Here is a 17,241-nt window from a genome sequence, read left to right as displayed (position 1 = left end):
CGTTCCCGCACGCGTTGCCGGACTCGGAGTTCGCGACGGTCGGCGACATCTTCTCCAGCGAGAAGAACCCGGACCGCAAGAAGCCCTTCGACATCCGCACCCTCATGAGGGCCCTCGCCGACCAGGACCACGCGACGCTGGAGCGGTGGGCCGGCATGGCCGACGCCGAGACGGCCGTCGTCCAGGATGCGCACCTCGGCGGGATCCCGGTCTGCCTCATCGGCATCGAGTCGAAGTCGGTGCCCCGGCGCGGCTTCCCGCCCACCGACGGGCCGGACACGTACACCGCCGGCACTCTCTTTCCCCGCTCGTCGAAGAAGGTGGCCCGGGCACTCAACGCCGCGAGCGGCAATCGTCCCGTCGTGATCCTGGCGAACCTGTCGGGCTTCGACGGGTCACCGGAGTCGATGCGCAGCCTGCAGCTCGAGTACGGCGCAGAGATCGGCCGCGCCATCGTCAACTTCGACGGACCGATCGTCTTCACCGTCGTCTCGCGGTACCACGGTGGCGCCTTCGTCGTCTTCTCCAAGGCGCTCAACCCACATATGACGGTCCTCGCCGTGGAGGGATCCTTCGCTTCAGTCATCGGCGGCGCACCGGCCGCCGCCGTGGTCTTCTCCCGGGACGTCGAGGCGCGGACAGCCGCCGACGAGCGGGTGGTCGAGCTCGAAGGTCGGGTCGACGCCGCTGAGGGCGTGGAGCGCGCCCAGCTCGCCACCGAGCTGGCCGAGGTGCGCGCCACGGTCCGGGCCGAGAAGCTCGGACAGGTGGCGGCCGAGTTCGACGCCGTGCACAGCATCCACCGCGCCGTCCAGGTCGGCTCGGTCGACGAGGTCATCAGCGCGGCTGACCTGCGGCCGCGGATCATCTCCGCGCTGGAGGCGGGCCTGGCGGGCTGATGCGGCCCCCCAGCATGACCCAGCCGTATGCCGCTGAGCTGGCTCGGCGGCATACGGCTGGGTTGGGGGGTGGCGCGGTCTGGGGAACCGCGCCGTCACGACCGCCCGGTCGGGTGGGAGGGAGAGGCGGTCGGAACCGTGTCCGGCTTGGCGTCCGGAGCCGTGGGGGTGGTGTCGGGACGGTTGGTCGGGGCGTCGGACGGCTTCCCGGTCGGGACCGTCTCGGGCTTGCCCGTGGGCAGGGTGTCAGGCTTGCCGGTGGGCGCCGTCTCCGGCTTGCCCGTCGCACGGTCCTCGGACTTGCCCGGAGCGTCGACGTCGGCGCAGAAGGCCTCGACCTCGTCCTCACCGCCGGCTGCGTCGACGAGGTTCTGGAAGGCGACCGAGTCCATGGCCTTGCCGTTGCCGGCCACGCCCTGCCACGCGGTGCACAGGCCGTGTGCAGCCGAACCGGTCGCGTCCGGCCCGACAGGCGTGCCCTTGTCCTTCTTGTCCTTCGCGTCCGCGGCAGCCCCGGCAGCATGGTCCGAGCCGGCGGCTGCAGCATGCGTGGCGGACGCCGGAGCGGTCGCTCGGGTGTCCGGCGTTGCGGGCGTGTTGGCCGAGACGTAGGCGACGGTGGCGGCGCCACCGAGGCCCACGGCGATTCCCGCGATGGTCGCGCCGAGCTTCGCGCCGGCAAGCGTTGAGATCATGGAGGGTCTCCGTCGTTTCGGTTGGGGAGCGGAGACATGAGCACGGAAGGCCGTCAGGGCCCCGTCGAGGCCGGCGAGCTCCCGCTCGCTCGGCCGGGCCGTGAGGAGGAAGGCGACCCGCGCGAGCTCGGGATTGGCCGCGACGTCCGCGAGCAGGTCCTCGTCATGCCGCGCATCGGTCTGCGGCCCTGCCCCGTCGTCGAGGCCCCACGTTTCGTTACTCATGTCACCCCCGAAGCGACCGGAGGTCGCTCTGCGTTACGTCGTGCCTGGACAGAATTCGAGCAAGGTTCTCGAGGCCGCGATGGCAGGCCACCCGGACGGCGCCGGGACTTCGGCCGAGCAGCTCCGCCACCTCGGCGACGGGCAGGCCGGCGACGACGCGCAGGAGGACGACCTCGGCCTGGGACGACGGCAGGCGCCGGACGAGGCGCAGGGCGTCCTCGGTCGAGGCCGCCTCCACGACGACATCGGCACTGTCCGGTGCCGTCTCCGACACCCAGGTGCTCGCCCGCCACCCGAGGCCGGCCTCACGGGCGCGCTTGCGTCCCGCGTCGATGGCGCGGCGTCGAGCAGTCGTGAAGACCCAGGCACGCCATGCGGTCTCGTCACCCGTGAAGCGTTTCAGACCGCGCACGACCGTGGTCCACGTCTCGGCTGCCACCTCCTCGGCGAGCTCGCCGCCGAGGCTCAGGTAACGCAGCAGAGCGGGGTTCAGGTCGCGCCAGAGTCGCGCGAAGGCGTGCTCGTCACCAGCCTGTGCGTCAGCGAGGACCCGGTCGAAGTCTGCGCCGATCACGCGGAACAGTCTGGCCGGATCGGCGCGCTCGCGCCAGATGTGGGAGGGACAAACCGGGTCGAAGGGGCAGCCGGCGTTCGGTAGGGTCGGGGACGCTGTCCGCCGAGTGCCCGCCGACCTGGAGGACCCATGACGACATCGCCCGAGCTCATCGATCGGGTCCGCGCCGCCGCTGAGGGAACGCCCTACGTCGTGCAGGAGCGTCCCTACGGCTTCGACCTCACCATCGACATCGTCGACGCGAAGTGGTGGACCCTCCTGCGCAAGAACGCCGTCAAGCGGGTCTTCACCCACGAAGTCCGGCTCGACGAGGGCCGCCGCCGGATGGTCATCACCGACGTCGCGAACGAGGTGCGCTGGGACGCGGGTGTCGGTCCCTCGGCGCGTCCCTCCCTGCACGCCGAGAAGTCGGTCCAGAAGGGCCGCGTCCTCGAGTTCTCCCGGGAGAAGCAATGGGGTGCCGACCCTGCCTCCGGTGAGATCGGGGCCGTCGTCGACTACACCTTCCGTGCCGGTGAGGGTCGCGCGCTGATCCGTGAGGCGGCGCAGCCGCTCGGCTGGTCGGAGGGCATGGGACGAGAGCAGCGGATCGGCCTGGCTGCAGCCCTCTTCGCGCTCGGGCTCGTCGTCGTCATCGCCGTCATCGCGGGTGTCATCCTGCTCGTGAGCTGACCACCGGCGCGAGCGAGGGTCGCGCCAGCCACAGGGCCCAGAGGAAGCCCGCGAGGGCCGCGACCGCAGTGAGGGCGAACGCGAACGGGATACCACGCGAGGCCGCCCCGAAGCCCAGAGCGATGGGCCCGGCGGCGACGCCGAGGTCGATGAACGCACTCGCGGTGCCCGATGCCATGCCGCGCTCGGCGGGATCCGTCCGTGCGAAGATCGCCGCGAAGAACGCCGGCGTGCTGAAGGCCATCCCGGCACCCATCACCACGGCGCCGACGACGAGCCCCTGAGGGGTGGGCCAGGAGGCGATGATCGTCGCGCCGAGCGCCAACGCGGCGAGGGCGCCCGCCCCGAGAGCCAGGGGTGGGAGGCGGTCCACAGCCCGGGCGAACACGACGCGCCCCACGACGACGACGGCACCGTAGGCGACGATCGGAAGGCTGGCGTGGCGCAGACCCAGGTCGGTCGCATGCAGTGGCCCGAAGGCGAGGAGAGATGCCATGGCCACGACCGATGCGAGGAAGGCGAGACAGATCGGCACCGAGGCCCAGTGAACCCACCCCGCAGGACCGGTGGGGACGGGGGCGGCAGGGCGGGTCTCGCCGATCCCGCCGACGAGGAGTGCCGCTACCACGGCAAGACCGGCCGCGCCGAACCACGCGGCGCGGAAGTCACCGACTCGGACGAGGACCTCGCCGAGAAGCGGGCCGATCACGAGGCCGAGGTAGAGACCGAGCGAGTTGTAGCTGATCGCCTCTCCGAGACGGCTCGGTGGTGCGAGGTCCGCCACCGCGGCGAAGGAAGCCACCATGAAGGCGGCCTCGGCCACCCCGAGCACGAGGCGGAGAGCGATGACGCCACCCAGCCCAGCGGCATACGGCGTGAGGACGAGTCCCAGCCCCGCGATGGCGGCACCGGCGAGCAGGACGGGGCGGCGCCCCCACGCGTCCGCGTAGCGCCCGGCGACCGGCCGGAGGAAGAGCGCCGAGACGGCGAAGGCCCCGAACGCGACTCCTGCCCCCGCGGCGTCCGACCCGATCGGGCCGGTCACGTAGAGCGGTAGCACGTAGATCGCGACGCCGTCAGCGGTGAAGTAGGCAAGCTCGGCGATGGTGAGCAGGACGAAGGCCCGGGTGAAGAGTCGCTCGGTGGCCCGGGATGCGGTCGTGGTCGTCGTGGTCATGCGACGAGCGTGGCGGAGCGTGGCCGCCGCGACATGGGTAGGACTACGCAGGCGGGAGCTGGGTCGACGGCTCGGCCAGTCCGTGCTGCATGACGAAGAGCGCGGCGGCCGCCCGGGAACGCACCCCGATGCGCTCGTAGGCGTCGTGCACGTGGTGCTCCGCAGTGCGTGGCGAGATCCCGAGCCGGGCCCCGATCTCGCGGTTCGAGAGGCCGGCGGTGACGAGCCGCAGCACCTCGAGCTGACGGTCGGTGAGCCCGGCCGCGCCCGTGGTTCGCCGGGCTCCGCCCTCGCCCGCCGCCCGGAGCACCGCGTCCACGGCGTCGGGGTCGAGCCCTCCCGCCCGTGCGGCGCCGGCCAGCCGGCCGGCGGCGTGGGCGGCCTCCAGCGGCTTCCGGTGCGGGCCACCCTCGACGTCACAGCGGTAGCGGTCGGCCGCCGCGAGCACCCGCGACGCGAGCGGCAGGTCAGCCCCGCGCACGCCGCGGTGGTAGCCGCTACCGTCGCACCGCTCGTGGTGCTGGCCCGCGAGCCTGGCGACGTCCTCGAGGCCGGGCACCCGGGACAGGACCCGCTCCGTGTAGTAGGGGTGGAGCCTGGCCTGGTCGCGCTCCATGGCGGTCAAGGGTCCGGGCTTGGCCCAGATCCTGCTCGAGACCCCTGCCCTCCCGATGTCGTGCACGTGCCCGGCGATGCGCACGCGGTCTGCCTCCCGGAGGCCGAGGAGGGTCGCCGCAGAGCCTGCAAGATCCGCGACTCCACGCGAATGGCCCTGCAACCATGGGCTCTTCAGGTCCACCAGGTCGCCGAAGGTCGCGGCGACCTCGGGGAGGTCGCCGTCGTCGACGAGACGGACCGGGTCCGGCTCCAGCGCGAGAGCGAGCTCGAGCGCGTCACCGTCGTCGACCCCGTCGAGCAGGTCAGGCGTGAAGGCCGACGCGAGCTCTGGGTCGAGCCAGGTGCCGCTCCGTGCGGCAATGGCCTCCACCGCCGCGGACCCTCCCGCGTGGCCGGCGAAGAGGACGGCCACGCTCGCGACGTGCGCGACGCGCAGCGGGAGTGGGATCTCCCCTCCGCGATGTCGCGGATAGCCCGAGCCATTCCACAGCGCCGTCATCTGGCCGAGGGACTCGGCCACCGGGCCCCCGAGACCGAGACGCCGAGCAGTCAGCTCACCGACGTCACAGGTCGCCTCCATGCCCGCGGTGTCGCGCACGGTCCTCAGAGCCGTGAGCAGGGTGGCTGCCCTGCTCCGCCCCGAGGCTGCGGCGACGCCCGGCACAAAGGTCCGGACCGCATCGGTGAGCCGCGCCGGGTCCGCAAGGAAGCTGTAGCGGATGACGGAGATGTCGTCACCGAAGAGGCGGCCCGCCTCGTGGGACACCGCCGTGCAGCCGAGGTGCTCGAGCAGGGCGGTGTACATCACGTCCTGCACCTCGCGGTCGGAGACCCCCACGACGCGCGCCAGCCGGGCTCCGACGACGCAGCGCTTCAGGGACTCGTCCGGCCCGGCGCCCGAGCCGAGGTCCATGACACCGGAGAGCCCGCCGAGCAGGCCGAGGAGTCGGAACACGACTCAACGGTTCCACTCGCGACGGTTGGACGCCAGCGCCGGCCGGGCCGGGAGCGGCCGAGAGCAGGGCCGACGGCCGCACCGCGGAGGTCAGTGATGCGTCGACCGCCACCAGCGCTGTCCACCGACGAAGGCCAGGAGGACACCCAGCCCGCCGATGACCAGTCCGACGATGAGCCAGACTCCCAAGGCGTTCTCGCGCGAGAAGGCGCCGGTGCTGCTGCCTCCGAGGAACCCAGCGAGTGGCGCGAGCACGGCGACGATCGAGCCGACGACGGTCATCCAGAAGCCCGGCGCCACCGGCTCGGGCCCGTCGCGGAACTCAGCATCCATCGGCAACTCCGTTCAGGGATCGACACGACCCCTCCAGCGTAGCCACGAGCATCGGCGTGCGGTCGTCGGGCACGTCACGCCCGGAGTCGTAGGCTGCCGCCATGGCCGACAATGCGGGGGAGCTTCCCGACATCGACCCGACGGTTCCACCCACCGGGCCGGGCTGCGTGGAGTGCCTCGCCGACGGGGGTTGGTGGGTCCACCTGCGGCGGTGCACCGCCTGCGGGCACGTCGGCTGCTGTGACACCTCCCCCGCGCAGCACGCAACGGCGCACCACCGCGCGACCGGGCATCCCATCATCTGTAGCTTCGAGCCCGGCGAGGACTGGTTCTACGACTACCGGACCAAGGACTTCGTCCAGGGTCAGCAGCTGGCACCGCCGACGAGTCGCCCCGTGGAGCAGGGGTCCCCGGCGCCACGCGACCGCGTCCCTGCGAACTGGCGCCAGCTCATCCACTGACGGCCCCCATCCTCACTACACTGCCACGGTGGTCCTTCGTCTGCCGCGCTCTCCAGCCTGGCTGCCCTGGGTGCTGCTGGGTGTCGCGGCCCTCGGGCTCCTGCTGCCGTGGCTGCAGGCCCCCGTCGCATCGGACGAGTCCTTCGCCCACCAGTGGGGGCGACCGTGGCGCCCGTGACGCCCACACCGCCGTTGGTGGTCGTCCCGGCCAATGAGGTGACGTGCGCCGACCTGCTTTCGATCTTCGGCACGCGAGGCCAGGGTTCGCGCTGCCTCTGCCAGCGCTACCGCCTGCGGCCCGGAGAGTACTTCGCGGGCTTCGCCGTCGAGGAGCGTGCGCAGCGGCTGCGTGAGCAGACCGACTGCGGCCACGCCGGATCGGGCACGACGAGCGGTCTGGTCGCACTGCTCGACGGGAGTGCCGTGGGATGGTGCGCGGTCGCCCCAAGGGCCGAGTACGAGGGACTCGTCCGGAACCAGAAGGTGCCGTGGAAGGGACGCGCCGAGGACCGAACCGACCCCGGTATCTGGGCCGTGACATGCCTCTTCGTCCGAGCCGGCTATCGGCGCCGTGGGATCAGCCGCGCCCTCGCCGGCGCAGCTGTGGGCTTCGCGCGCGAAAGCGGTGCGCGTGCCCTCGAGGCCTATCCGATGACGACGACGAACGTCATCGACGAGGAGCTGCACGTCGGCACCGTCGGGGTCTTCGTTGCCGCCGGACTCACGGAGGTCGGCCGGCCGACTCAACGCCGCGCGGTCCTGCGCATCGACTTCTGAGCGCGGAGCCACACCGGGAACCTCGGTGGCATCGAGGACATGGCCGGGTCGCGGCGGCGGCAGGTCTACAGTGCGGGCATGGGCGGGGCTCGCGGGGTCGTTGGGGCCCGACGTGCTGACCGCGTGCTGCCGCGCTGGGTCGCCATGGTTATCGGAGTCGGGGGCGTACTCATCGGGATCCTGCTCGCCCTGCAGCCCTTCCGCTCGCTGGCCGTCCTCGTCATCGTCCTCGTCGTCGCGCTGGTCGTGTCCGGTCTGGTCGACCTCTCCACCCCGCTGCGCACTGGCCACGGGTGGGTCAGGCTGGTGCCTGGGGTGGGGCAGCTCGCACTGGGGCTAGCGCTGCTCGCCTGGCCCGGCCCTGGCTTGCGTGTGCTCACGACCGTCGTCTCAGTGGCCTTGGTCCTGGAGGGCCTGGGGGATCTCGTCGAGGGTGCCAGGGCCGCAGGAACCGCGCGGTGGGGCACCGTGGGGGGCGGAGTCGCCCAGATCGTCCTCGGCGTCCTCGCCCTCTCCTGGCCTGACGTCGCAGTGCTCGTCGTCGCGATCGCGTTCGGAGTCCGGCTGGCCCTGGCTGGAGCCCGGCTCGCGGGGACGGGTTCCGCAGGGGCGCGGACGCGCACCCGGCTTCCACGGACTCCGGCTCGGTGGAGGCAACGCCCGGGACGAGGGTGGCAGCTGTCCCGCGGCGTCACCGCAGCGGTTGGCGCCGTCGTGCTCGCGGGACTGAGTCTGCTCGTCCAGCGCAGTTCGCCTCAGGCCGACGGCTTCTACGCCTGGCGCGACCCCGTCCCGGCCGCCCCGGGACAGCTGCTTCGCACGGAGCCGTTCGAGCGCGACGTCCCTGCCGGAGGCAGGGGTTGGCGAATCCTCTACTCGACGACGCGCGACGAGGGCACACCTGCGGTGGCAAGCGCGATCGTGGTGTCACCCACCGCAGCGGGCGGTCGCACCCCCGTGGTGGCCTGGGCGCACGGAACAACGGGGTGGGACACCGGCTGTGCGCCCTCGGTCCTCGAGCACCCCTTCGAGGTGGGGGCGCTCTTCAGCCTCGACGCCGTCATCGCCGAGGGTTGGACGTTGGTCGCCACCGACTACGTCGGCCTCGGCACCGAGGGGTCACACCCTTACCTCATCGGCCAGGGCGAGGGACGGTCCGTGCTGGACTCGATCCGGGCCGCCCATCAGATCGAGGAGCTGCGACTCACCGACTCGACCGTGGTGTGGGGTCACTCGCAGGGAGGACATGCGGCCCTCTGGGCCGGCATGCTCGCACCGTCCTACGCCCCCGAGCTGGAGATCTCAGGCGTCGCGGCCCTCGCGCCGGCGAGCAACCTCGGGGCACTCGTCGGCGTCGTCGGCAGCATCCGGGTCGGCAGCCTCTTCGGCGCCTACGTCGTGCAGGCCTACACCGATGCCTACGCCGACGTGGCCTACGCCGACTACGTCCGGCCGGGTGCTCAGGTCATCGTCCGGGAGATGGCGGCCCGGTGCCTGTCCGAGCGCGGCGTGCTCGTCTCTGTCGCCACCGCCCTGCTGCTCGACCAACCGGTCTGGAATCGTGAGCCGACCACCAGGCCCTTCGCGAACAGGTTGGCCGAGAACTCCCCGACGGGGCCGATCACCGCTCCCCTGCTGATCGCCCAGGGGACCGCCGACACGCTGATCACCCCCGCCTCGCAGCAGGCCTATGTCACGGGTCGGTGCGCAGCGGGGACGGACGTCGACTACCGAACCTACGAGGGGCGCGACCACGTGGCCCTCATGCACGACGACTCGCCCGCCGTTGCCGACCTGCTCGCATGGACCGAGGCGCGCTTTGATGGGGTGGAGGCCAGCGGCACGTGCCGCTGAGGCCCCTCGCCGAGTGGTCCGGGGGGCCGGGTCGGAAACGGTGCCTCCCCGTCGGAGCACGGCTCCTGGGCGTCGCTGGCGCTGGCGTCGGGAACGTCGGGAGGGATGGGAGGGCTCGTCGCCCACGAAGGAGCTCAGCGGCATACGGACTGGGTCACCCCGCGACAGCGGTCGGCCGCCGCCGGGGGGACCCGGCGACGGCCGACCAGTGCAGCGGAACTCGCGTCAGAGGTCAGCGCGCTCCTGCACCTTGAGGGTGTTGATGATCGGGCTGTCCATCGCCTTGCGCGGAGCCAGCTCGATCGTGAGGTCGCCACCGCCGTGCTCGACGACAACCGTGTCGAGATCGGCCGTGAGGATCGGCACTTCGGTGATGATGTCCTTGCCGACGATGGCGTAGGCACCGTTCACCTTGACGTCGAAGACACGCTTGCCTGCCTTCGTGTTGGTCCACTCCGAGAAGCCCAGCTCGATCTGGTAGGTGCCGGCAGGGGCGTCATCGAACTGGTACGTGACCCCGCCGACCCGGCGCGACTGGAAGAGCGACGGGTCCGGCGTGCCGGCGATCGCCTTCTTCGTCGTCTCGGACTTGGTGCCGGTCCCGACATAGCCCCACGAGCCGTCGGCGTGCGCCTGGTCCGCCTGCCACCTGAACAGGTCGGTGGCGTCGAGCGCCTCACCGCCCGCATTGACTCCCACCTGGTAGGCGGAGATCACGAGGGACATCGGCACGCTCACCGTGCGGACCCGACCGGCTCCGGTGTTGAGACGCATCGCGGCCTGCCACACCCCGGGCTCACCCAGGGACGCGTCGACCGTGATGGTGAACGTCTCCGTCTCGCCGACCCCGATCGTTGCCGTCGTCGGGTCCACCGAGAGCCACGGCACGTCCGTGTCCTGCGGGTCGCCGACGTCGACGAGGTAGGCGCGACCGTCGACCTGGTTGGCCGTCCAGAGGTTGCCCGCCTCGTCGACCTCCAGGCCGGAGCCCGGGAACTCGTCGGCGGTCGGGTAGGCCACGGTCTTCAGGGTCGAGCAGTCCTCCGGGGAGAGCTGGTAGAAGACCGTGCTCTGCACGCTGGGCACCATCCAGACGGTGTCCGACGTCCCGTTGTAGGCCAGCCCCGCGATCCCCGGCTCTGCCGGCTCACACGTGGCGAGGGTCTGGCCCGGGGTCGGGTGCGTCGTCCCCGCGACGGTGTAGAGGATGCCCTCGTTCCAACCGCCGATGTAGAAGACGTCATCGGCCGCGTTGTAGGCCAGCCCTCGCTGCGAGATCCCGTTCCACGGCGAGCCCGAGATGCGATCGGTCTCGGTCCCGGTGGCCGGGTCGAAGCAGACGATGGCGTTGTCGCCGCCGACGTTGACCTGGCAGATGTCACCCGTCCGGGTGTCGAGCGCCATGTCGCCGTTCCACACGCCGCCCCAGGCACCGCTGTACGTGGCCTGCAGCGAACCGTCGGTGGTGAAGCGGTTGTTCGTCACGGAGTCCGGGTCCGAGATCCAGACGTCGCCGTCGTAGCCGACGCCCCACGGGATCGTGAGACCCGTCGGCCACGACGCGATGACGTCGCCGTCTGCCGACGGCACTGCCAAGGACTTCTGCGCTGCCACCTGGCTGCGGGAGTAGAGGCCCTTGGCCGACATGGCGTCGCGGTCCTCCGCCGTGGCGGACTTGACCGCCGCGCCGCTGAGCGCGGCCGGACGCGTCACCGCGGTCGTGGTCCTGCGGCCCGACTCCGCGACGGAGAACTCGAGCGGTGCCGATCCGGTGTTGGTCACCGTGAAGGTCGCCTCCCTCGTGTCTCCCGCGCCGAGCACACCCCAGTCGTAGCTGGGCTCGGCCGTGATCTCGGCGATGCCCGTCCTGAGCGCCGGACTGAACGTCGCTGTGTCGCCGTCCTCGTCGAAGACGACCTCGGTGCTCTCGGAGACGTAGTTCGTCGCCGACACCTCGACCTGGTAGGTGTCGAGGAAGAGAACCCTGCTGTAGGTCCCGTCGGCGTCCGTCGTCACGGTGATCGGGTCACCCGACGACGGCTGGATGGTCACCTTGGCCCCGGCGATCGGCAGTTGGTCGTTGTAGTCGGTCACCGTGCCGCTGAGGACGCCGGACGGAGGCGGGGCGAAGGTGATCGCCATGCCCGGCGTGACCGCGGCCGTGTTGAACGAGTACTGCCAGGCGATGGTGCCGTCGGCGTTCTCGATACCCACGGTCGCCGACGTGCCCGTCAGCAGTGGCTTGCCCTCGGTCTGATCGCCGTAGCCGAGGAGAACCCGGCCGTTGCGCAGGAGCGCCACGGAGAAGTTCGTCCTCGCATCCGCGTCGGAGAAGAGCCGCACGTTGCGCCACTCGACGACGAACGCATCCACGCCGTTGACCGTCGTCGTCCCGGTGTACACACCGGAGGCGTCGTCGACCCGGAGGTCATCCCAGAACGGGTAGATCGCCGCGTTCGGCGCCGCCGTGCGCGGGATGCTGGCGTTCGAGAACGCCGACACCCGTGCCAGGAAGTTGAGATGACCGTTCGTCGACAGGTAGGCGGTGGAGTAGGACTCACCGTAGAAGGGGAACTCCCACGGCAGGTCCACGGCCAGGGTCGCGTCGTCGCCGGTGAGCGTCGTCTCCGTCGTGCCCTGCAGGTAGCCGTCCGTCCCGACGACGCACGTGTAGCCGTAACCGTCGGCGCGCCCCTCGAGGACGACAGTGACGGTCTCGTCCCCGTCGACCACGAGCTCGCCGGAGTGCGGAGCAGCACAGCCTCCCGCGTCGACGTTGAGGATGTAGCGGCCCTCGGGAACGTCAGCGATGGAGAAGGTTCCGTCGGCTCCGGTGGTGGCTGAGGGCAGCTGCGTGGCGATGGTGACCGTGGCGCCTTCCACCGGCGCACCGGTGGCCTCCAGGGTCACGGTCCCCGAGACGGTGTGCCGCGGCGCGGGCGAGAGAGCGACGGGAACCGTCGTCGTCGCACCGGCCGTGACCGTCGCGGTCTGGGTCGCCTCGAGGTAGCCGAACGCGTTGACCGTCAGCGAGTAGTCGCCGGCCGTGACGGCGACGTCGAACGTGCCGTCCTCGGACGTCGTGAGCGAGCGAGTCGTCGGGCCGGTGATGTCGACCCGGGCCCCGGCCACCGGTGCGCCGTCGGCGGTGACGGTGCCGGCGAGCCGGCCGACGTCACCTACCGGGGCGGCGGCAATCAGGGCCTGCGCGTCCAGCTTCCCCTCGCCCCAGACGTTGTTGTTCTCCGGGGTCCCACCGCAGGTCAGGTCGCTGGTGTCGATCGCGGTCTCGTTGAGGAGGGCCCGTGTCGCAGCCATGTCACCGACGAGGGAGGGTGCCGCGCTCCAGAGCAGAGCGACGGCTCCCGCAACGTGCGGCGAGGACATCGACGTGCCGCTCCCGAAGCCGTAGCCACCACCGGGCAGCGACGAGCGGACGCTCACTCCCGGCGCGGCGATGTTCGGCTTGATCGTGCCGTCCTGGCCCGGGCCGCGCGCCGAGAAGTCGGCGATCGCGCCGGACTGGTCGAAGGCGCCGGCCGAGTAGGTGATTGTCCGGGATCCGGGAGAACCGCTCGACTGGCAGCTCGGTCCGCTGTTGCCGTTGGACCACTGGCTCCAGATGCCTGCGGCGTCCCAGGCCTCGATGATGTCTTCCATGAAGGGCGCGGTCGAGGGGGTCCGTGAACCCCACGAGTTGTTGATGATGTTCGGCCGCTTCGAGGTGTCCGGGTTGCTGCCATCCGTCATCGTCGGGGCGAGCATCCACTGACCGGACTCGATGAGGTCCGCGTCCGCGCAGGTGTCGCAGCCGTTGGCCGCGATCCACTTGGCGTCCGGGGCGACACCGATCTCGTTGGCTCCGTCGGCGCCGATCATGGTGCCCATCGTGTGAGTCCCGTGGCCGTTGTCGTCACACGGGTCCGCCGCGGCGTTGCAGTTGCCGGTGGTGTCGTAGAAGTTGTAGTTGTTGTCGACGCCGCCGCCGGGCAGCAGGCCACGGTAGGTGGGGCGCAGTGCCGGGTGGTTCAGGTCCACTCCGGTGTCGATGTTCGCGACGGTGATGCCCTGTCCGGTGATCCCCTGTGCCCAGACGTCGTCGGCGTTGATGGCGCTGATGCCCCACTCCACGGCGGTGGGGGCGTTCCGGTTCGTGTCGGGCTTCTGCTCGACCGGCTTGATCAGCTCGAAGACCGTGGTCTCACGGATCTCCTTGACCTCGGCGTTCGCAGCGAGCGACTTCGCCAGGTCGAGGTCACCACCGCGGACGAGGACCGCGTTCGTGATCCAGTAGGGGGTGAAGTCGGCACTTGCCGCCGACAGCTGCGCGACGACCTTCGTCTGGGAGTTCTGCGCCGTCTTCCGCAGGGTGTCGTAGACGGCCTCGCCCCGCTTGTTCCAGTCCTTGATCGCGCTGGCGGCACTGAGGTCTGCCTTGTCCGCCATGCGCACCCAGAAGTCGGCCGTCTTGTGCGTCGCGAGCTCCTGCTCGGCGGCTGCTGTGAACTTCGTGGTGGGGTCGGGTTCTGCCGCCTGGGCCATGGGTGCCCCGAGGCCTGCGGCGGTGAGAAGGGTGGCTACAGCTCCCAGGACGGCTACGGTCAGCCGTCCTGGGCTTCTGGCTGGAGTTGCTCTCATCGATCCTCCGTCATGAAGTGCCCGGCCGTTCCGGTCGGACAGAGGGGTCCCCCGGTGTGGTGGGTTGGTGGGGTGAATGGGGGACCCCCTCACGCTCGCAATCCGGTGCAAACGCTCACAAGGACAGTCCAAGGGCAGTCTTTGGGCAGGAAATGGTCAGGAAAGGGTCAAAAACGATCGCGGCCTCTGGACACGCTGTGACGACGATCAGTAGGCAGGGTTGTGGGCGTATGCGGTCGAGAGGGGAATCGGCATGCTGAACAACCCAGGCGGTGCAGGACTGGTGCTGTGCGTCGGCCTGTCGCTCAACGAGGTGGCGAGCGTGGCTCGTCTGTTGCGTGACAGGGCCGCAGTGATCGCAGCCGTCGACATCGAGGCGGCCCGGGCCCTCCTCGAGCCGGCCAACGGACGGCTGCTGTCACCGTGTCCGACGGTGGCCCCGGGCGGAGCGGGCCAGGCTGAGACCACCCCGGTCGGAGGTAACCCGGTCGGTCGGGACCCGGGAGGAGGGGGTTCGGAGGGAGAGGGTTCGGTCGGAGGGGATTCTGTCGGAGGGGATTCGGTCGGAGGGGATTCTGTCGGAGGGCTCCCGGTCGGGGTGGTCACGCCGTGGACCTCCTTACCGCGTGCGTCCTACCCTGCCGTCTCATCCGAGGTCCTGGTGGGACAGCGCAGCCAAGGACAGCATCGGCCACGTCCGAGGTCCCTGAGCGTGGGCTCACTGAGGATCGACATCGCCGCTCGTGAGGTCGCCCTGAAGGGAAAGCCTGTTCACTTGTCGGCGCGAGAGTTCGATCTGCTGTCCCTGCTCGCCTCGGACCTCGGCCGGGTGTGGTCCTTCGCCACGTTGACCAGTCAGGTCTGGGGCAGTGACTACGTCGGGGACCGCGAGCGGCTCACCTCCACGGTCAAGCGGCTCCGCAAACGACTGGGCTCCGGCGCAGGCTGCGAGGTCCGGTCGGTTCACGGGGTCGGGTACCGACTGCGCGTCCTCGCCGCGGCTCCCTGAGTCACCATTCGGCGCCGGCCGTCGGCCCCGTGGATCGCAGCACAGCCGGAGCAGGTTTCCCGCGGCGGAGCGACTGCTCCGACACGCAGCGCTCCTCCTTCAGGGAGCCACCGGCGTCCCCTGCTCTCGGCGTTCGCTCGCCTTGCCCTGACGGCTGACACTCTCGATCTCGAAGCGGGGCAGGACGCGGTCGAGCCATCCCGGCAGCCACCAGTTGCGATCACCGAGGATCTCCATGACCGACGGGACGAGCACCATGCGCACGACGGTCGCGTCCACGAGGACTGCGAAGGCCAGCCCGAAACCGAACAGCTGCAACTCGCGGCTGGAGCCGAGCACGAAGCTCCCGAAGACGCACACCATGATCGCCGCCGCCGCCGTGATGACGCGTGCCGTGCGGGCAAGGCCCTCGGCAACGGCCGACGCGTTGTCCCGGGAGTGCTCGTACTCCTCCTTGATCCGGGACAGGAGGAACACCTCATAGTCCATCGACAGGCCGAACACGATGGCGATGAGCATCATCGGCGCCCAGGCCTCGATCGGGGCGCTTGCTCCCAGACCGAGGAGGTCCACGCCCCAGCCCCACTGGAACACCGCGACGGTGGCACCGAAGGCCGCTCCGATGGACAGCAGGTTGACGACCACGGCCTTGAGGGCGACCGGGACCCCCCGGAACACCGCCAGGAGCAGGAGCATGGCCAGGCCCAGGACGACGGCCAGGAAGAGGGGGAGGCGATCGGCCGTGTAGTCGGCGAAGTCGACCGCGGCAGCCGTCGTCCCGCCGATGACGACCTCGAGCGAGCCGTTGGCGTCAGCCGCCGGGACGACGTCGTCGCGAAGCCGATGGACGAGGTCCGTCGTGGCTGCGTCACGAGGGCCGGTGGTCGGAATGACCTGCATGATGCCGATGTCGCCCCGCTCACTCAGGACGGGCGGACTCACCTGGGCCACGCCCTCGGTCTCCCCCAGGTCCTGCGACAGCCGCGCGAGCGCCTGCTCGCCCTGCCCGCTCGGCACCCTCGCGACGACGACGAGAGGTCCGCTGGATCCGGGCCCGAAGCCCTCCGACATGAGGTCGTAGGCCTCACGCGCGGTGTCGCCCTCTGGCCTGGTGCCTGCGTCCGAGAAGCCGAGCCGCATGTCCAGTGCAGGCAGGCTCATGAGCACGAGGAGCAGGGTGGCGACGGCGGCCCAGGGCCAGGGGTGCCGTTGCACCTGCCGGCTCCACCTGCGCGCCAGGCCGCCGTCGGCGTCGGCTGGCTTCGACCGCCGGTGCACGGAGAGCCTGTCGATGCGCCTGCCGGCGAAAGCCAGCATCGCGGGGAGGAGGGTGACGGCGGCGAGCATGGTGATGAGCACGGCGCCTGCGATGCCGAGTGCCACGCCAGTGATGAGCTTGAGGTCCATGAGCACCAGTCCCAGGGACGCGATGACGACGGTGACCCCGGCGAAGAGGACCGACCGCCCAGCCGTGGTCTGGGCCTTGACGATGGCCTCGGTCGGCTCGGCTCCGGACTGGAGGGACTCCCGGTACCTCGTCACCACGAGCAGCGCGTAGTCGATGCCGACACCGATCGCGATCATGGCCGCGACCGGTGCGGCGAAGCTGGGCATCTCGACCCAGCGAGCTCCGATGCCGACCACCGCGACGCCACTGGCCGCCCCGATGATCCCGACGAGGATGGGCAACCCCATCGCGATCACGGACCCGAAGGCGAACAGGAGGATGACCATGGCCGCGAGGATGCCGATCATCTCGCTCGGTGGCCCGGACTCGGCATCCTGGTCGACCATCACACCGCCGATTTCGAAAGCGGGTGTGTCCTGGCTCGCCCGGATCTCCGCCAGGCTCTCCTGCACGTCGGCGAGGTCTTCGGCCGGCAGGGTGGGCAGCTCGACCGCCACATAGGCGATCGTCCCGTCCGGGGAGACCTGTCGGCTGCCTTCAGGGGCAAAGGGGCTGACGACGCGGGCCTCCGGGATCGCCTCGCCGACGCGGTCCGTCAGGGAGTCGACCTGTTCCCGGAACGCCGGAGTGTCCGCGCCCGGGGCGACGCGGAAGACGAGCTGCGCCTGAGTGCCCGCCCGGAAGTCGAAACCCGCCTCGTCCAGGAGCTCAGCCGCGCGATGGCTCTCGGATCCGGGCAGGGCGTAGTCGTCGCTGACGTCCCCCCCGAATGCGCTCGACAGGATCGACAGCCCGACGACCACGGCCAGCCAGCCGATCACGACGACATACCTGAGGCGTTGACACGCCAGGGCCAGGCGTTCCATCACGTCCTTCTCCTCACACGAGCGCACCAGGGCAGACTCAGGACGCTAGAACCGTCGTCCCCCCGTGACAGGCCCTTGGA

The 17,241-nt window shown here is 70.7% G+C and carries 14 protein-coding genes; 7 read left to right on the top strand and 7 right to left on the bottom strand.

Translation table 11 applies throughout. The features are described from left to right. A partial coding sequence (locus LOY02_RS06310; RefSeq protein ID WP_317181484.1) for a carboxyl transferase domain-containing protein occupies positions 1 to 899 on the top strand: 899 nt, incomplete at its 5' end. A gap of 95 nt (positions 900 to 994) precedes the next feature. On the opposite strand, the gene LOY02_RS06305 is transcribed toward LOY02_RS06310, so the two are convergent. Next, positions 995 to 1,819, bottom strand: coding sequence for a hypothetical protein (locus tag LOY02_RS06305; RefSeq protein ID WP_317181483.1), 825 nt, complete (start codon positions 1,817 to 1,819; stop codon positions 995 to 997). 1 nt (position 1,820) lies between these two features. Beyond that, positions 1,821 to 2,393, bottom strand: a complete 573-nt coding sequence (locus LOY02_RS06300; RefSeq protein ID WP_317181482.1) for an RNA polymerase sigma factor — start codon at positions 2,391 to 2,393, stop codon at positions 1,821 to 1,823. A gap of 129 nt (positions 2,394 to 2,522) precedes the next feature. Here LOY02_RS06300 and LOY02_RS06295 point away from each other — a divergent pair, with 129 nt between their 5' ends. Next, positions 2,523 to 3,065, top strand: coding sequence for a hypothetical protein (locus LOY02_RS06295; RefSeq protein WP_317181481.1), 543 nt, complete (start codon positions 2,523 to 2,525; stop codon positions 3,063 to 3,065). Here the strand turns inward: LOY02_RS06295 and LOY02_RS06290 are convergent. From LOY02_RS06290 to LOY02_RS06280, 3 genes are all read right to left on the bottom strand, one after another. Continuing rightward, on the bottom strand, positions 3,046 to 4,242 hold the full coding sequence (locus LOY02_RS06290; protein ID WP_317181480.1) for an MFS transporter: 1,197 nt from the start codon (positions 4,240 to 4,242) through the stop codon (positions 3,046 to 3,048). The genes LOY02_RS06295 and LOY02_RS06290 overlap by 20 nt on opposite strands. A 43-nt stretch (positions 4,243 to 4,285) precedes the next feature. After that, positions 4,286 to 5,815 carry an HD domain-containing phosphohydrolase gene (locus LOY02_RS06285; RefSeq protein WP_317181479.1) on the bottom strand — a complete coding sequence of 510 codons (1,530 nt, stop codon included), beginning with the start codon at positions 5,813 to 5,815 and terminating at the stop codon, positions 4,286 to 4,288. Between the two features lie 90 nt (positions 5,816 to 5,905). Beyond that, the gene (locus tag LOY02_RS06280) at positions 5,906 to 6,148 is read right to left on the bottom strand and encodes a hypothetical protein (RefSeq protein ID WP_317181478.1); all 243 of its coding nucleotides are present in this window, start codon (positions 6,146 to 6,148) and stop codon (positions 5,906 to 5,908) included. A gap of 101 nt (positions 6,149 to 6,249) precedes the next feature. Here LOY02_RS06280 and LOY02_RS06275 point away from each other — a divergent pair, with 101 nt between their 5' ends. The 4 genes from LOY02_RS06275 (at position 6,250) to LOY02_RS06260 (ending at position 9,240) form a co-directional block, all read left to right on the top strand. Next, positions 6,250 to 6,609, top strand: a complete 360-nt coding sequence (locus LOY02_RS06275) for a UBP-type zinc finger domain-containing protein (protein ID WP_317181477.1) — start codon at positions 6,250 to 6,252, stop codon at positions 6,607 to 6,609. A 28-nt stretch (positions 6,610 to 6,637) separates the two neighbouring features. After that, on the top strand, positions 6,638 to 6,787 hold the full coding sequence (locus LOY02_RS06270) for a hypothetical protein (protein ID WP_317181476.1): 150 nt from the start codon (positions 6,638 to 6,640) through the stop codon (positions 6,785 to 6,787). Further along, a complete protein-coding gene (locus LOY02_RS06265) occupies positions 6,784 to 7,386 on the top strand; it encodes a GNAT family N-acetyltransferase (RefSeq protein WP_317181475.1) in 603 nt (200 codons plus the stop codon). Before LOY02_RS06270 ends, LOY02_RS06265 begins: the two co-directional genes overlap by 4 nt. A gap of 78 nt (positions 7,387 to 7,464) precedes the next feature. After that, positions 7,465 to 9,240, top strand: a complete 1,776-nt coding sequence (locus LOY02_RS06260) for a lipase family protein (protein ID WP_317181474.1) — start codon at positions 7,465 to 7,467, stop codon at positions 9,238 to 9,240. Between the two features lie 225 nt (positions 9,241 to 9,465). Here the strand turns inward: LOY02_RS06260 and LOY02_RS06255 are convergent, their stop codons facing one another. After that, a complete protein-coding gene (locus LOY02_RS06255; protein ID WP_317181473.1) occupies positions 9,466 to 13,782 on the bottom strand; it encodes a S8 family serine peptidase in 4,317 nt (1,438 codons plus the stop codon). A gap of 808 nt (positions 13,783 to 14,590) precedes the next feature. Between LOY02_RS06255 and LOY02_RS06250 the strand changes: the two genes are divergently transcribed. After that, a complete protein-coding gene (locus LOY02_RS06250; protein WP_317181472.1) occupies positions 14,591 to 14,887 on the top strand; it encodes a winged helix-turn-helix domain-containing protein in 297 nt (98 codons plus the stop codon). A 99-nt stretch (positions 14,888 to 14,986) separates the two neighbouring features. Here the strand turns inward: LOY02_RS06250 and LOY02_RS06245 are convergent, their stop codons facing one another. Further along, positions 14,987 to 17,161, bottom strand: coding sequence for an MMPL family transporter (locus LOY02_RS06245; protein ID WP_317181486.1), 2,175 nt, complete (start codon positions 17,159 to 17,161; stop codon positions 14,987 to 14,989). Positions 17,162 to 17,241 lie beyond the last annotated feature (80 nt).

Origin of the sequence: Intrasporangium sp. (assembly GCF_032907665.1) — a bacterium.
In the GTDB taxonomy this organism is placed as follows: Bacteria; Actinomycetota; Actinomycetes; order Actinomycetales; family Dermatophilaceae; genus Intrasporangium.
This window is presented reverse-complemented; position numbering and strand designations above follow the sequence as displayed.

Coding starts and splice junctions, on each gene's coding strand:
- LOY02_RS06255 (WP_317181473.1), bottom strand. CDS start 13,782: ATGGCCCAGGCGGCAGAACCCGACCCCACCACGAAGTTCACAGCAGCC.
- LOY02_RS06245 (WP_317181486.1), bottom strand. CDS start 17,161: ATGGAACGCCTGGCCCTGGCGTGTCAACGCCTCAGGTATGTCGTCGTG.
- LOY02_RS06280 (WP_317181478.1), bottom strand. CDS start 6,148: ATGGATGCTGAGTTCCGCGACGGGCCCGAGCCGGTGGCGCCGGGCTTC.
- LOY02_RS06295 (WP_317181481.1), top strand. CDS start 2,523: ATGACGACATCGCCCGAGCTCATCGATCGGGTCCGCGCCGCCGCTGAG.
- LOY02_RS06260 (WP_317181474.1), top strand. CDS start 7,465: ATGGGCGGGGCTCGCGGGGTCGTTGGGGCCCGACGTGCTGACCGCGTG.
- LOY02_RS06275 (WP_317181477.1), top strand. CDS start 6,250: ATGGCCGACAATGCGGGGGAGCTTCCCGACATCGACCCGACGGTTCCA.
- LOY02_RS06305 (WP_317181483.1), bottom strand. CDS start 1,819: ATGAGTAACGAAACGTGGGGCCTCGACGACGGGGCAGGGCCGCAGACC.
- LOY02_RS06290 (WP_317181480.1), bottom strand. CDS start 4,242: ATGACCACGACGACCACGACCGCATCCCGGGCCACCGAGCGACTCTTC.